Genomic DNA, 12,473 nt, shown 5'->3' with positions numbered 1-12,473 from the left:
CAGTTCGGGATTGCTGTGTACCTGGTACTCGGGGCCCCAGCGGTCCACGCAGGACCACAGCTCAACGGGGTTTGCCGGGTCGATGCGGTCAGCGATGCGGTGCAGGTTGCGCAGGAAAAGACGGGGCTCGGAGCCGTGGATAGACCAGACGATGCAGTCGCCGCTCTCGATGATGCCGATGGCATCTTCCACGGTGCCCAGCTTGCTTTTATAAACCTCTCTATGATCCTTGCCGGTATACAGGCCCTGCAGATATTCCTCATGCTTCTTATGCTTCTTCAGCATTACATCAGGAATAAAACGATCATAGTTCTCATAATGCTCAAACATATTTGATGTATCCTCCTGTCTTTAGATATGTACTCCAGCCTGTGCTGTGCACAAGATTACTTCCTTATGCTACCGCACCTTATATTAAAAGTCAATACAGACAAGGTGCGGAAGATTATACAAATTTTTGTTCCATAATTTGTCTGTTTTCACACACTTTTTTTCCTGGCTTTTCAAGTCCCATGCTTTTTTGATATAATGTGGTGGCTATATGAGAATGCACTCTTTTTCATCACAAAATCAATATGTTATTACAGGAGGTCTTTTCCCATGCTTCAGCCTGGATTGACACACGAAATCACCTTTTCTGTCACACAAGAGGACTCTGCCAGAGCGGTCGGCAGCGGGACCCTGGATGTTCTGGCCACACCCATCATGATCGCTCGGATGGAGCAGGCCGCCTGGACCGCAGTGGCCCCTCACCTCTCTCCTGAGAGCAGCACTGTGGGTACCCTCATGCACGTAAAGCATGTGAGCGCAACCCCTCTTGGAATGGATGTGACCTGCCAGGCAGAACTCACAGAGGTCGATGGCCGCCGCCTGGTGTTCCGTGTCACTGCCCACGACGCCAAAGGCCTCATCGGAGAAGGCACCCACGAACGGGCTGTTATCCAAAGCGACCGTTTCGTAGAAAAGGCAAACAAAAAGTTATCGGAAGGCTGATCTGCCGCCCCGCAGTCCCCCGGGCTGCGGGGTGTTTCCTTATCCCCTTTTCGATCTCAAAGAAGTTTCTTCTGCCATTTTTTCCTTTTTCTGATATTTTTCTTGATTTATTCTTACAATTAAGTTACAATGTGGTAACAATCATGAAAATTCAGAAACAGGAGCTGTAGAAACATGAAAAAACACCTGCCCAGTGCGGCGATTTTGCTCGTACTTCTGCTGGTGCTTTGTCTTTCCGCGCTGGCAAAGGAAGCCTCCCCTACCAGCCCACGCTCACAAACGGTGCGGTCAACCAACGTGGGGTATCTGTTTACCCACGATCATGTCGCCTTTGACGCGGAAATGCATGGCGCCCCCCTCCTCCCTCTTGCTTTCAACGCTTCCCCCGCTTCTATCTCTGACGTTATTGTGAACGGTGTTTCCATCGGCTACCATGCACCCAGAAGCACCGTGGAGGGCACCCCTTATCTGGGCCTGTCCATGGTCCTCCGCGCCCTCTTCCCTTCTGTCCAAATCACCGTCCAAGACGGGACATTGACCGCAGAGGGAACTGGTCTCTCCGTGCAGGCTTCCCACGGAGACACGTATTTTTCTGTCAATGGCCGGTATTTCTATGTCCCTGCCACGGTCATCGCACAAGAACAGGATGTGCTGCTTCCTGTTCATCCCATGGCTGACGCCCTGGGGTGCACCCTCCGGGAAGACCCTGAAACCAATACCCTTATTTTTAAGCAGGTAGCACCCCCGGCTTCCCCGGGAACCTACCCGGAAGAAGATCTGTACTGGCTGTCCCGGGCCATCTATTCCGAGTCCGGCAACCAGCCCATGAAAGGCAGGATCGCAGTGGGTACTGTCATCCTCAATCGGGTCGTAGATGAACGGTTTCCGGATACCATCAAAGACGTGGTCTTTGCGCCGGGACAGTTCTCTCCCGTGGCCAACGGAACCATTTACCGTGAACCAGACGAAGAGAGCGTCATTGCCGCCATGCTCTGTCTGGATGGTGTGCGGGAAGCAGAGGAATGCCTCTACTTTAATGTCACCACCATGCGCTCCTGGGCAGACCAAAGCAGAACCTATGTCTGCACCATTGGCGGTCACAACTTCTACGCATAAGATCACAAAAAGAAATCCCCCGTATCGGCTTCATTTCTTACCGATACGGGGGATTTCTTTTTGTTTTAACAGGAGAGACTTCTCGTCCCTCAGCCCTTTTGTCCCAGAGCAAAGGCCTTCTTATTCAGTTCCAGAACTTTTGCCGGCACGTTGGCCTCCAGAGAGGCCTGCCAGGCTTCCTGAGGAATGTCCGGGAAATAGTGGGACAGACGACCCATGAGCACCATGTTCACCGCCTTGGAAGAGCCGGCCTCTTCAGCCAGGGCCAGGCAATCCATGGCATCCACCTGGACGCCCTTTGCCTGCATTTTCTCTACCAGGTTTTCCGGGTATTTGGCCAGACCGGCGATCACCGGCATGGGCTCCATCTGCTGGGTATTGGTCACGATCCGGCCGGTGGGCTTCAGATACTCGATCCAGCGGGCAGCCTCCAGCAGCTCAAAGGAGACGATGAAATCCGCCTCGCCCTTGTCAATGATGGGAGAATACACCTTATCGCCAAAGCGCACGTAGGTCACCACGCTGCCGCCCCGCTGGCTCATGCCGTGAACTTCAGAGACCTTCACGTCATATCCGGTATTCACCAGAAGATGGCCCAGCATCTTCGAGGCCAAAAGCGAACCCTGTCCGCCTACACCAACGATCATAATATTGACAGTTTCCATTTCCTCTTCCTCCTTATTATACGATCAGTGCGTCCCGGTGGCACATCTGCATGCACACCTGGCAGCCAATGCACTGGGTTTTGTCGATCTCTACCTTTTCTCCCCGCAGGCTCAAGGCCGGACATCCGATCCGCATGCAGAGGCTGCAGCCGTTGCACCGGTCCAGATCGACCTTCAGAGGCGGTGCTTTCTTTACGTCTTTCAGCATCACGCAGGGGCTGCGGGTGATGATCACAGAGGGCTCCTCCGCTGCCAGCTCTTCCTTCAGGGTCTTGTCCATCTCCTTCAGGTTGTTGGGGTCGACCACACGGACCCGGCGGAAGCCCACCGCGCGGCACAGCCCTTCCAGGTCGATCTGTCCCGCAGGTTCCCCCCGAAGGGTCTTGCCGGTGGTGGGGTTTTGCTGGTGTCCGGTCATACCGGTAATGGAGTTATCCAGGATCAGGACCGTAGAGTTGCTCCGGTTATAGGCAATGTCGGCGATGCCTGTAATGCCGGAGTGGGCAAAGGTGGAGTCACCGATGACGGCCACACTGTGCTTCTCGTGTTCTGCTCCCCCGGCCAGGTTGAAGCCGTGGAGACCGGAACAGGAAGCCCCCATGCAGACGTTCAGATCCAGGGCGTTCAGAGGCGGCATGACACCCAGGGTGTAGCAGCCGATGTCTCCATACACCATGCACTTGTTCTTGGCCAGGGTGTAGAACACGCCGCGATGGGGGCAGCCGGCGCACATGACCGGAGGCCGGTTGGGAATGGCGTCTTCCAGGGCGACCGTAGCCTTGGCCTCCTGCCCCATGCACCGGGCGATGACCCCCTGGGTCAGTTCGTCCACCATGGGGATCTTTTCTTTCCCGATCACATCCACGCCGATCTGACGGCAGTGGTTCTCAATGATGGGCTCCAGTTCCTCTACCACCAGGAGCTGATCCACCTGGGCTGCAAACTCTCGAATTTTCTTCACCGGCATGGGCCAGGAGAGCCCCAGCTTCAATACGCTGGCCTTCTCACCAAACACCTCACGGACATACTGATAGCTGGTAGAAGAGGTGATGATACCCAGGGAGGTGTCTCCCATCTCCAGACGGTTCAGGTCGGTGGTCTCTGCCAGCTCGGTCATGGCCTGGGTGCGCTCTTCCACCCGGTAATGGGCCTTGAGGGAGTTGGTGGTCATCATGACCCGCTCTGGATTTTTCACATACTTCTTCTGGGGCACTTCCTTCCGCTCCCCTGCCTCAGCGATGCTCTGAGAGTGAGAGATACGGGTGCACATCCGCAGCAGCACCGGGGTGTGATACTCCTCAGAGAGTTCAAAGGCCCGCTTGGCAAAAGTCAGTGCCTCCTGGGAGTCCGAGGGCTCCAGCATGGGCACCTTGGCGGCAATGGCATAGTGCCGGGAGTCCTGCTCGTTCTGAGAGGAAAACATGCCGGGATCGTCTGCCACGCAGATCACCAGGCCTGCGTCCACCCCCTGATAGGATATGGTGAACAGGGGATCTGCTGCCACGTTCAGACCCACGTGCTTCATGCAGCAGGCAGCCCGCTTGCCGCCCACCGCTGCGCCGTGGGCCACCTCCAGCGCAACCTTCTCATTGGGAGCCCATTCACAGTAGATCTCCGGATACTTGGCCGCTTCCTCTGTGATCTCCGTGCTGGGTGTGCCGGGATAGCTGGAGATCACTGCGCATCCCGCTTCATATAGTCCACGGGCAACCGCCTTGTTGCCCAACATCAGTTCTTTCATTCCGTCCTCCGTTATTCTTTGGTTTCTTCTGTCGGGGTCTCTCCCCGCTCCTCTGCGACCCGGTCCATGAGTTCCCCCAGGGCGCCGGTCCCGTAGTTCAGGACCCGGTTGACCCGGCTTACCGTAGCGGAACTGGCACCGGTCTCGTTCAAAATGGCCGTATACACCATTCCTGCATGGAGCATTTTTGCTACGTCAAACCGCTGCTCCATGGCCCGCAGTTCTGTGATGGCACAGAGATCGTCAAAAAAACGGCAGCACTCTTCCACGGTTTGCAGCGCCGCAATGTGCTCATACAGTTCCATGCTGCGCTCCCTTTTTTTCCCTCTTGGCATCGTCTTCGCTCCTTCGTTCCTGGTGTTTTATTCTCTGACCCGGGGATCAGCTTCGGTTCTGCTGCGCCACCAGGTACTCCGCACCATACCGCTTCCTGAGGACGGGCTTCTCGATTTTTCCGGTGGCATTTCTGGGGATGTCCTCAAAGATGATCTTTCTGGGACGCTTGTACCGGGGCAGATCCATGCAGAAGTCCCGAATCTCTTCTTCGGTACAGGTCATGCCGTCCTTGACCTCGATAATGGCACCGCAGATCTCGCCCAACCGCTTGTCGGGAAGACCGATGACGGCCACGTCCTTGATCTTGTTGTGGGCCCGGAGGAAGTCCTCCACCTGAACGGGATAGATGTTCTCACCGCCGCTGACCACCACGTCCTTTTTCCGGTCTATCAGGAAGTAGAAGCCATCTTCGTCCTTCATGGCCATATCGCCGGTGTAGAGCCAGCCGTCCTTCAGGACCTCTGCAGTGGCTTCGGGGTTGTTGTAGTAGCAGGTCATAACGCCAGGGCCCTTGACGCACAGTTCTCCTACGGCGCCCTGGGGCACTTCATTACCTTCCTCGTCTACCACTTTTACTTCCCAGCGGTAACCGGGCACTCCAATGGCACCCACCTTGTGGATATTCTCCATCCCCAGATGGACGCAGCCCGGGCCGGTGGACTCGGACAAGCCATAGTTGGTGTCATACAGGTGGTTGGGGAAGTACTCCTTCCACCGGCGGATCAGGGAGGGGGGCACCGGCTGCGCACCGATGTGCATCAGCTTCCACTGGTCCAGATGGTAGTCAGACAGACGGATGTCGCCCCGGTCCAGTGCGTCCAGAATGTCCTGTGCCCAGGGCACCAGCAGCCAGACCAGTGTACACCGTTCGTCAGAGACCGCCTTGAGGATAACGTCCGACGCCGTGCCTTTCAGCAGGACCGCCCGGCTGCCCGCGATCAGGCTGCCCATCCAGTGGAACTTGGCGCCGGTGTGATAGAGAGGCGGGATGCAGAGGAACACATCATCGTGGGTGATCTGGTGGTGCTTCTGCTCCATCTCTGCGGCCTGGGTCAGGCTCCGGTGCTTATGTAAGATGGCCTTGGGAAAACCGGTGGTGCCGGAAGAGAAGTAGATGGCGCCGTCGTCATCGTCGGTGATAAGCACCTGAGGAGGCGCAGAGGAACAGTCCGCTGCCAGCTCCCGGTAACTCTCTGCGAAGGTGGGGCAGTTGTCCCCCACGTAGATCAGCAGGCGGCCCTGGCTGAGCCTGTCGGCAATGCTCTCGATTCGCCCGATGAACTCCGGACCAAACACCAGCACCTGCACTTCGGCCAGGTCGGCGCAGTACTGGATCTCATCGGCGGAATAACGGAAGTTAAAGGGCACCGCCAACGCACCGGTTTTCAAAATACCAAAATAAATAGGCAGCCACTCCAGACAGTTGTACATCAGAATGGCAACCTTATCTCCCTTTTTCACGCCGCGGGAAAGCAGCATATTGGCAAACCGATTGGCCTTCTCATTGAACACATTCCACGTGATCTCACGGCGTAAGGGTTCATCTGTTGTCGGCTGGATCAGGTCATATTCCTTCCAGGTCATGCGCCGGGTTTCTTTCATCTCCGGGTTCAGCTCTACCAGAGCGGTTTCATTGCCATAGAGCTTCACATTGCGCTCCAAAAAGTCAGTGACAGGCATAACGGACCATCCTTTCTTCCGGTTGAAGCGGTCCTCGTTTCAACCGTCCATCAACTTTACAGCTTTAAACCTTTGCTGTGACAGATTTACTCTATCATGCTTTTCCCGGAAAGTCAAGAGTCCAGACCTTTCTCCTATAAAATACCATATTGGGGGGAAAAGAATCAATCCTTCCGGCAAAAGAAAAGGGAGCGGAGCGCTCTGGATACCCAGAATGCTCTGCTCCCTTCAGGGCGTATTGGATTGTTTTCCTGCGACTCTGCCGCACAGGACCTCTGCTCAGCCAACTGAGAACTCAATGTTTCCCGGGGTGGCAGACATGTCCGGATCCGCAGCTGCCGCAATCACAGCCACAGGTGGACGATCCTCTTTTTTTCTGCCAGTGCAAATGGATCACAACACCGGCTACAGCAGCAGCAACCAGCAGCGCAACCACGATGGTGCCTAAATTCTCTCGCAATAGCTCTAACATTATGTGATCTCCTTTCTAAAACCTGACCTTGATCAGGCCGCAGTTTTTCCCGCTCTTTTTGTTCCAGCGGAAACCGGCGTGCGCTCAGGCCGCACCACCATAAAGACAATAAACACAATAAACAGGAAGGCAACGCCTGCGCCCAGAACACTGCCCTGTCCGGAGAACAGCATCCCCAGCTGATAGATAATGAGCGCCACAACATATGCGAAGCCGCACTGGTAGCCAATGGCGAACCAGGTCCACTTGGCGGAGTTCATCTCCCGCTTGATGGCACCGATGGCAGCAAAGCAGGGGGCGCACAGCAGGTTGAACGCCAGGAAGGCGTACCCGGCCAGGGGAGTCATGCTCTCAAAGTCCAGAACACCAAACACGCCAACGACTTCTTCCTTGGCCACCAGGCCCATCACAGTCGCTACGGTCGCCTTGATCGAGCCAAAGCCCAGAGGGGAGAAGATCCAGCAGATCGCTCCGCCAATGATGCCCAGGAAGCTGTTTTCCAGCTCCATTTCAGGATCAAACAGGAACTGGCCATCCACAACACCCAGGGAGGAACCTGCCCAAATGATGATGGATGCCACCAGAATGATGGTACCAGCCTTCTTAATGAAGGACCAGCCGCGCTCCCACATGGAACGGAGGATGTTCCCCACTGTGGGCCAGTGATAGGCCGGCAGCTCCATCACGAAGGGAGCCGGGTCTCCGGCAAACATTCTGGTCTTCTTCAGCATGATACCGGAAAGCACAATGGCTCCAACGCCCAGGAAATAGGCACTGGGGGCCACCCACCAGGCGCCTCCAAACAGAGCCGCTGCGATCAGGGCAATAATGGGCATCTTGGCGCCGCAGGGAATGAAGGTGGTGGTCATAATGGTCATACGGCGGTCCCGCTCGTTTTCGATGGTACGGGAAGCCATGACACCAGGAACACCACAGCCGCTGCCAATCAGCATGGGAATAAAGGACTTACCGGAGAGGCCAAACCGGCGGAAGATCCGGTCCATCACAAAGGCGATCCGGGCCATATAACCGCAGGCTTCCAGGAACGCAAGGAAGAGGAACAGCACCAGCATCTGGGGCACGAAGCCAAGCACCGCACCCACGCCGGCCACAATACCGTCAAGGATCAGGCTTTGCAGCCAGTCTGCACACCCGATGGCAGCCAAGCCATCCCCCAGAAGGACCGGGATACCAGGGACCCAGACACCAAACTCGGATGTCTCCGGGGCGCCCTCCATGCCGGCATCGTACAATGCTCCGATCTCATATCCCGCTTCTTCCAGGGCATCTGTATAGGTTCCCACCGCCTCGTCAAAGGCACCGAAATCCTCGCTTTGCATGGCGCTCAGGATATCCGCTGCACCAATGACATTGGCATCCGCAGCCTTCTGCACGGTGTCTTCCATCTCTTTGGTCCACAGATGTTCCTTTGCGTGCTCGGTGATGGCCTCTTCATACTCGCTGGCGCCGATCCCAAACAGGTGCCAGCCATCGCCAAAGACACCATCATTGGTCCAGTCGGTCACCCAGGTCCCCACCGTCGTCACGGAAATAAAGTAGACCAGCACCATGACAGCGGCAAAAATGGGCAGAGCGGCAAACCGGTTGGTCACCACACGGTCGATCTTATCCGAGATCGTCATGCCGCCGGCGTTTTTCTTTTTGTATACCCCTTTCAGGATCGAGGCGATGTACAGATAGCGTTCGTTGGTGATGATGCTTTCCGCATCATCATCCAGCTCCTCTTCTGCTGCCTGGATATCTGCTTCGATATGGTCTTTGACGCCTTTGCTCAGTTGGAGTTCTGTCAGGACCTTTTCGTCCCGCTCAAACACCTTGATGGCATACCACCGCTGCTGTTCCGGCGCCATTTCGTGGAGCACAGCTTCTTCGATATGCGCCAGGGCATGTTCTACCACACCGGAAAACGTATGCATGGGGACCGTAGTATCGGAGTGTGACGCCTCGATGGCAGCTTCTGCGGCCTGCATCACGCCAGTTCCCTTCAGGGCAGAGATCTCTACCACCCTGCATCCCAGAGACCGGGACAGTTCATCCAGACGGATGACATCGCCGTTTTTCTTGACCAGGTCCATCATGTTCACGGCGACCACCACGGGGATCCCCAACTCTGTCAGCTGCGTGGTCAGATACAGGTTCCGCTCCAGGTTGGTTCCGTCAACAATGTTCAGGATCGCATCCGGCCGCTCATGCACCAGATAGTTTCTGGACACCACTTCTTCCAGCGTATAAGGTGAAAGGGAGTACACACCGGGAAGGTCCATGATCGCTACGTTCTTGTGCCCTTTCAGCTTTCCTTCCTTCTTTTCCACCGTGACGCCGGGCCAGTTACCAACAAACTGGTTGGATCCTGTCAACGCATTGAACAGGGTCGTCTTTCCGCAGTTTGGATTCCCCGCCAGGGCAATTCGTATTTCTCTCTCCATCTCCATCATCCTTTCTTAATTAGCAAAAACTAACCGAACGGGATAAAAACAGGATTGTTCCCCGCAACGGAGAAAACAACCCCATTATTCCACTTCGATCATATCTGCATCGGCTTTCCGCAGCGACAATTCATAGCCGCGCACCGTAACTTCAATGGGATCCCCCAAAGGAGCAACCTTTCGAACAAAAACGCTGACCCCCTTGGTGATGCCCATGTCCATGATCCGCCGCTTAACAGCACCTTCTCCATGGAGTTTCACCACTCGGCTGGTGTCGCCAACCTTTACCTGTCTCAATGTACGCACGCAGTTCCCTCTCCTTTACACCATAATCTTTGCAGCCATTTCTTTGCTGATCGCGATCCGTGCATCCTTCACGTTGACGATCAGATTTCCGCCGATGGAAGAAACCACCGTCACTTCACTGCCTACAACAAACCCAAGGTGCTCCAGGTGTTTCTTCACCTCCGGCTTTCCGCCGATCCGCTGGATGACATTGGTTTCCCCGGAGGAAACAAGAGTCAACGGCATCATTTCTCCACCTCCTGCTCTGTAGTTAGATGTAACTAACTCTATGGCAATCAAAAAATTAGCTCTCGCTAACCTTTCTGTATTCTACCGAAACAGGACCCATTTGTCAATCTGTTCTCTCTCTCCTTCCCTTTTTTCAGCGTCTTTCACAAGAAGTTAGCACATGTTAACCAAAGAGCTGTACAAATCCACACCTTCTCCCCCTCCCCTCCTGCTGCATCAGGTCGTCCCCTTCTTACAGGTCTTTCTAACAAAAAAGAACCAATGCTGCTTTTGCAAATTTTTCAGGAGCAATTCTCGCTCCCGCCTTGCAATTCTTCCGGTTATTTAGTATAATACACCTTAACCTATTCGGCACCTTCCTTCACTTCCTTGATGTCAGGTGCCCGTTGGCAACCCTTCTTCTGCCCTTCTATATGATTTCCGGGTGTAGCGCAGTTGGTAGCGCGCCTGCTTTGGGAGAATCCGCCCAGGCAGTCCCACAATTTCATATCGGGGTGTTGCGCAGTTGGTAGCGCGCCTGCTTTGGGAGCAGGAGGCCCGGGGTTCGAGTCCCCGCACTCCGACCATGCGGAGTGTCCTTATAGGATCTGAGTATCCTACAAAGGCCACTCCGCATTTTTTATTGTCAAAATTGGGACAGCGCCGTTTTTATCGAACAGCAGCCGATCCCGGATGCATAGGAGCTTTACCTTGTGCCAGGTGAGCAGGTCAATGTAGCGTTGGGTCATGCCCCACTCCCGGCCTATCCGGGTCAGGCTATGGACTAACACCACATCCACCCTGCCAGCGACAACGGCCTCGGTCACTTTTTGGAGCGCCGGGCGATCTAATGTGAGCCCGCTGCCGTATTCGTCCGCAGCGCCGATGATGGTATATGCACCTTCCGCAGTTGCCGCATCGGACAAGGGAGCGCAGCGGGTGGTAGTATGACGCCTTTGAAGGTGAGCGGCCTGTTTTCCGGATGACAGCCTGCGCCTGGTCGTACTCCTCGCGGCTGACAATGGCTTCGTGCATGTTCTCCACGATAAACTGCTTTTCAATGTCCTGCTTTACCGTTTTGCGGGAAAGCGGAGCAACAGTCCTGCGTTCATGCCCGACAGCGCAGCCAGTGTAAACCAGCTTGGTCAGCGTCCGATAAACCATGGCGTGAGACCAGTTCAGTTTGTCGGAAGATCGCCGGTATTTCTTCGTGTCAGGGTGGCGCTCTATGAAATACTGTCCCGGCGTAGGGATTCCCTCGTCATTGAGCCGTATCGCTATCTCCGTGGGCGTGTTCCCATCTATGGCAAGCAGAAATATCTTTCTGACTACTTCCGCCGCCTCCGGGTCGATGGCAAGCTTATTTCGGATCGTCGGATGCAGTACATACCCGTAGGGCGCGTAGCCGCCCACAAATTTGCCCTGCTTCATGAGCTGTATCTTTGCCGTAGTCGTTTTCATGGACAGGTCTTTGCTGTAAGCGGCGTAGACAATGTTCCGCATGACGACATCCAATCCGCCTGTTGTGCCTACATAATTGTCGCTGTCGTAGTTGTCGTTGACGGAAATGAAACGCACTCCAAGAAACGGAAACAGGCATTCAAGGCTGTCGCCGATCTCGATATAATCCCTCGAAAAGCGGGAAAAATCTTTTACGCATATCAGATTGAACTCGCCCTTTTTGACGCGGTTCATCATATCCGTAAAAGCAGGGCGGTCAGTATTCGTACCGGTAAAGCCATCGTCACAAAACTCTGACCGTGAGTACTTCGAGAGCGCAGGGTGGCGATCCAGGAAGCGGTTGATGAGACTTCGCTGATTTCCTACGCTGTCGCTCTCAGCCTTGGATGTACCGGTGTCTTCATCGGCAATGGAGAGCCGGATATAGATTGCTATGTTGTATGCCTTCATGTTGCTTTGCCCTCCTTTGCGCCAAGCTCTTCCAGATACCGCTCTGTTTGCTTGAAAATGTCGTGATATTTGAAAATGATCTCGACGGTCTTATTCTCATGGATGAACACGCTTTCTATACCTCGACACAACAATAGCTTCTACGAAGTAAATACATACCCCTCCCTAAAACCCATCTGATGAGGCCGGATGATAATCGGCCGAAACAGGGAATCCAGGCATCCCCTCCAGGTTCCCTGTCATGGGAAATCAATCCCAAATACTTAAATGACGGAGGTAAGAACAATGGCAAACATCTACAGACCGAACGGAACTATGAAGGGCTACACGAAAGGCAACAGCTATTATCGTCCCAACGGCACATGCGCCGGTTACAAACGCGGCGACAGCTATTACCGCACCAACGGCACATGCAGCGGCTACAAGCGCGGCGACAGCTACTACGGAGCAAATGGCGTCTGCACAGGTTACAGGCGTGGCAACACCATCTACAACACAAACGGCACAGTAAGAAGCTATATCAAGTAATCCCAGCGCATCGCTCCATCTTTATTAGTGATAATACATACCCCCTCCTTAAACCCATCTGATGAGGCCGG

The 12,473-nt window shown here is 54.7% G+C and carries 12 protein-coding genes, 1 tRNA gene and 2 pseudogenes; 4 read left to right on the top strand and 11 right to left on the bottom strand.

From position 1 onward, the window contains the following. Positions 1-330 (bottom strand): annotated as a pseudogene (locus SOR61_RS06275) (hypothetical protein); the annotation flags it as partial. Positions 331-600: 270 nt separating this feature from the next. Between SOR61_RS06275 and SOR61_RS06270 the strand changes: the two are divergent. Together SOR61_RS06270 and SOR61_RS06265 are read left to right on the top strand one after the other, a co-directional pair. Beyond that, positions 601-993: a thioesterase family protein gene (locus SOR61_RS06270; RefSeq protein ID WP_320611816.1), complete on the top strand. Its 393-nt coding sequence runs from the start codon at positions 601-603 to the stop codon at positions 991-993. 174 nt (positions 994-1,167) lie between these two features. Beyond that, positions 1,168-2,109 (top strand): cell wall hydrolase, encoded by a 942-nt coding sequence (locus SOR61_RS06265; protein WP_320611815.1) that lies wholly within the window; start codon positions 1,168-1,170, stop codon positions 2,107-2,109. An 89-nt stretch (positions 2,110-2,198) separates the two neighbouring features. Here SOR61_RS06265 and SOR61_RS06260 read toward each other — a convergent pair whose 3' ends face one another. The 8 genes from SOR61_RS06260 to SOR61_RS06225 form a co-directional block, all read right to left on the bottom strand. Next, entirely contained in the window at positions 2,199-2,774 is a 576-nt protein-coding gene (locus SOR61_RS06260) for an indolepyruvate oxidoreductase subunit beta (protein WP_320611814.1), read from the bottom strand. Between the two features lie 16 nt (positions 2,775-2,790). Beyond that, positions 2,791-4,515, bottom strand: a complete 1,725-nt coding sequence (gene iorA / locus SOR61_RS06255) for an indolepyruvate ferredoxin oxidoreductase subunit alpha (RefSeq protein WP_320611813.1) — start codon at positions 4,513-4,515, stop codon at positions 2,791-2,793. Positions 4,516-4,526: 11 nt separating this feature from the next. Then, positions 4,527-4,820, bottom strand: coding sequence for a YerC/YecD family TrpR-related protein (locus tag SOR61_RS06250; protein ID WP_320611812.1), 294 nt, complete (start codon positions 4,818-4,820; stop codon positions 4,527-4,529). Between the two features lie 76 nt (positions 4,821-4,896). Next, on the bottom strand, positions 4,897-6,531 hold the full coding sequence (locus SOR61_RS06245) for a class I adenylate-forming enzyme family protein (protein ID WP_320611811.1): 1,635 nt from the start codon (positions 6,529-6,531) through the stop codon (positions 4,897-4,899). Between the two features lie 295 nt (positions 6,532-6,826). Next, the gene (locus SOR61_RS06240) at positions 6,827-7,003 is read right to left on the bottom strand and encodes a FeoB-associated Cys-rich membrane protein (RefSeq protein WP_320611810.1); all 177 of its coding nucleotides are present in this window, start codon (positions 7,001-7,003) and stop codon (positions 6,827-6,829) included. A 32-nt stretch (positions 7,004-7,035) separates the two neighbouring features. After that, on the bottom strand, positions 7,036-9,450 hold the full coding sequence (locus tag SOR61_RS06235) for a ferrous iron transporter B (protein WP_320611809.1): 2,415 nt from the start codon (positions 9,448-9,450) through the stop codon (positions 7,036-7,038). Positions 9,451-9,534: 84 nt separating this feature from the next. Then, positions 9,535-9,756: a FeoA family protein gene (locus SOR61_RS06230; RefSeq protein WP_320611808.1), complete on the bottom strand. Its 222-nt coding sequence runs from the start codon at positions 9,754-9,756 to the stop codon at positions 9,535-9,537. Between the two features lie 15 nt (positions 9,757-9,771). After that, positions 9,772-9,984: a FeoA family protein gene (locus SOR61_RS06225; RefSeq protein WP_320611807.1), complete on the bottom strand. Its 213-nt coding sequence runs from the start codon at positions 9,982-9,984 to the stop codon at positions 9,772-9,774. A 490-nt stretch (positions 9,985-10,474) separates the two neighbouring features. On the opposite strand from SOR61_RS06225, the gene SOR61_RS06220 reads away from it, so the two are divergent. Further along, positions 10,475-10,550, top strand: a tRNA-Pro gene (locus tag SOR61_RS06220). A gap of 30 nt (positions 10,551-10,580) precedes the next feature. On the opposite strand, the gene SOR61_RS06215 is transcribed toward SOR61_RS06220, so the two are convergent. Then, positions 10,581-10,985, bottom strand: a complete 405-nt coding sequence (locus SOR61_RS06215) for a recombinase family protein (RefSeq protein WP_320611806.1) — start codon at positions 10,983-10,985, stop codon at positions 10,581-10,583. Continuing rightward, positions 10,951-11,874: pseudogene (locus tag SOR61_RS06210) on the bottom strand (recombinase family protein); the annotation flags it as partial. The gene SOR61_RS06215 and the pseudogene SOR61_RS06210, both read right to left, overlap by 35 nt. Before the next feature lie 285 nt (positions 11,875-12,159). On the opposite strand from SOR61_RS06210, the gene SOR61_RS06205 reads away from it, so the two are divergent. After that, positions 12,160-12,402 carry a 4-fold beta flower protein gene (locus SOR61_RS06205; protein WP_320611805.1) on the top strand — a complete coding sequence of 81 codons (243 nt, stop codon included), beginning with the start codon at positions 12,160-12,162 and terminating at the stop codon, positions 12,400-12,402. The last annotated feature ends 71 nt before the right edge of the window (positions 12,403-12,473 follow it).

Source organism: Evtepia sp., from assembly GCF_034090835.1.
GTDB lineage: Bacteria > Bacillota > Clostridia > Oscillospirales > Oscillospiraceae > Evtepia.
This window is presented reverse-complemented; position numbering and strand designations above follow the sequence as displayed.

Coding starts and splice junctions, on each gene's coding strand:
- SOR61_RS06235 (WP_320611809.1), bottom strand. CDS start 9,450: ATGGAGAGAGAAATACGAATTGCCCTGGCGGGGAATCCAAACTGCGGA.
- SOR61_RS06260 (WP_320611814.1), bottom strand. CDS start 2,774: ATGGAAACTGTCAATATTATGATCGTTGGTGTAGGCGGACAGGGTTCG.
- SOR61_RS06225 (WP_320611807.1), bottom strand. CDS start 9,984: ATGATGCCGTTGACTCTTGTTTCCTCCGGGGAAACCAATGTCATCCAG.
- iorA (WP_320611813.1), bottom strand. CDS start 4,515: ATGAAAGAACTGATGTTGGGCAACAAGGCGGTTGCCCGTGGACTATAT.
- SOR61_RS06250 (WP_320611812.1), bottom strand. CDS start 4,820: ATGGAACTGTATGAGCACATTGCGGCGCTGCAAACCGTGGAAGAGTGC.
- SOR61_RS06265 (WP_320611815.1), top strand. CDS start 1,168: ATGAAAAAACACCTGCCCAGTGCGGCGATTTTGCTCGTACTTCTGCTG.
- SOR61_RS06240 (WP_320611810.1), bottom strand. CDS start 7,003: ATGTTAGAGCTATTGCGAGAGAATTTAGGCACCATCGTGGTTGCGCTG.
- SOR61_RS06245 (WP_320611811.1), bottom strand. CDS start 6,531: ATGCCTGTCACTGACTTTTTGGAGCGCAATGTGAAGCTCTATGGCAAT.
- SOR61_RS06270 (WP_320611816.1), top strand. CDS start 601: ATGCTTCAGCCTGGATTGACACACGAAATCACCTTTTCTGTCACACAA.
- SOR61_RS06205 (WP_320611805.1), top strand. CDS start 12,160: ATGGCAAACATCTACAGACCGAACGGAACTATGAAGGGCTACACGAAA.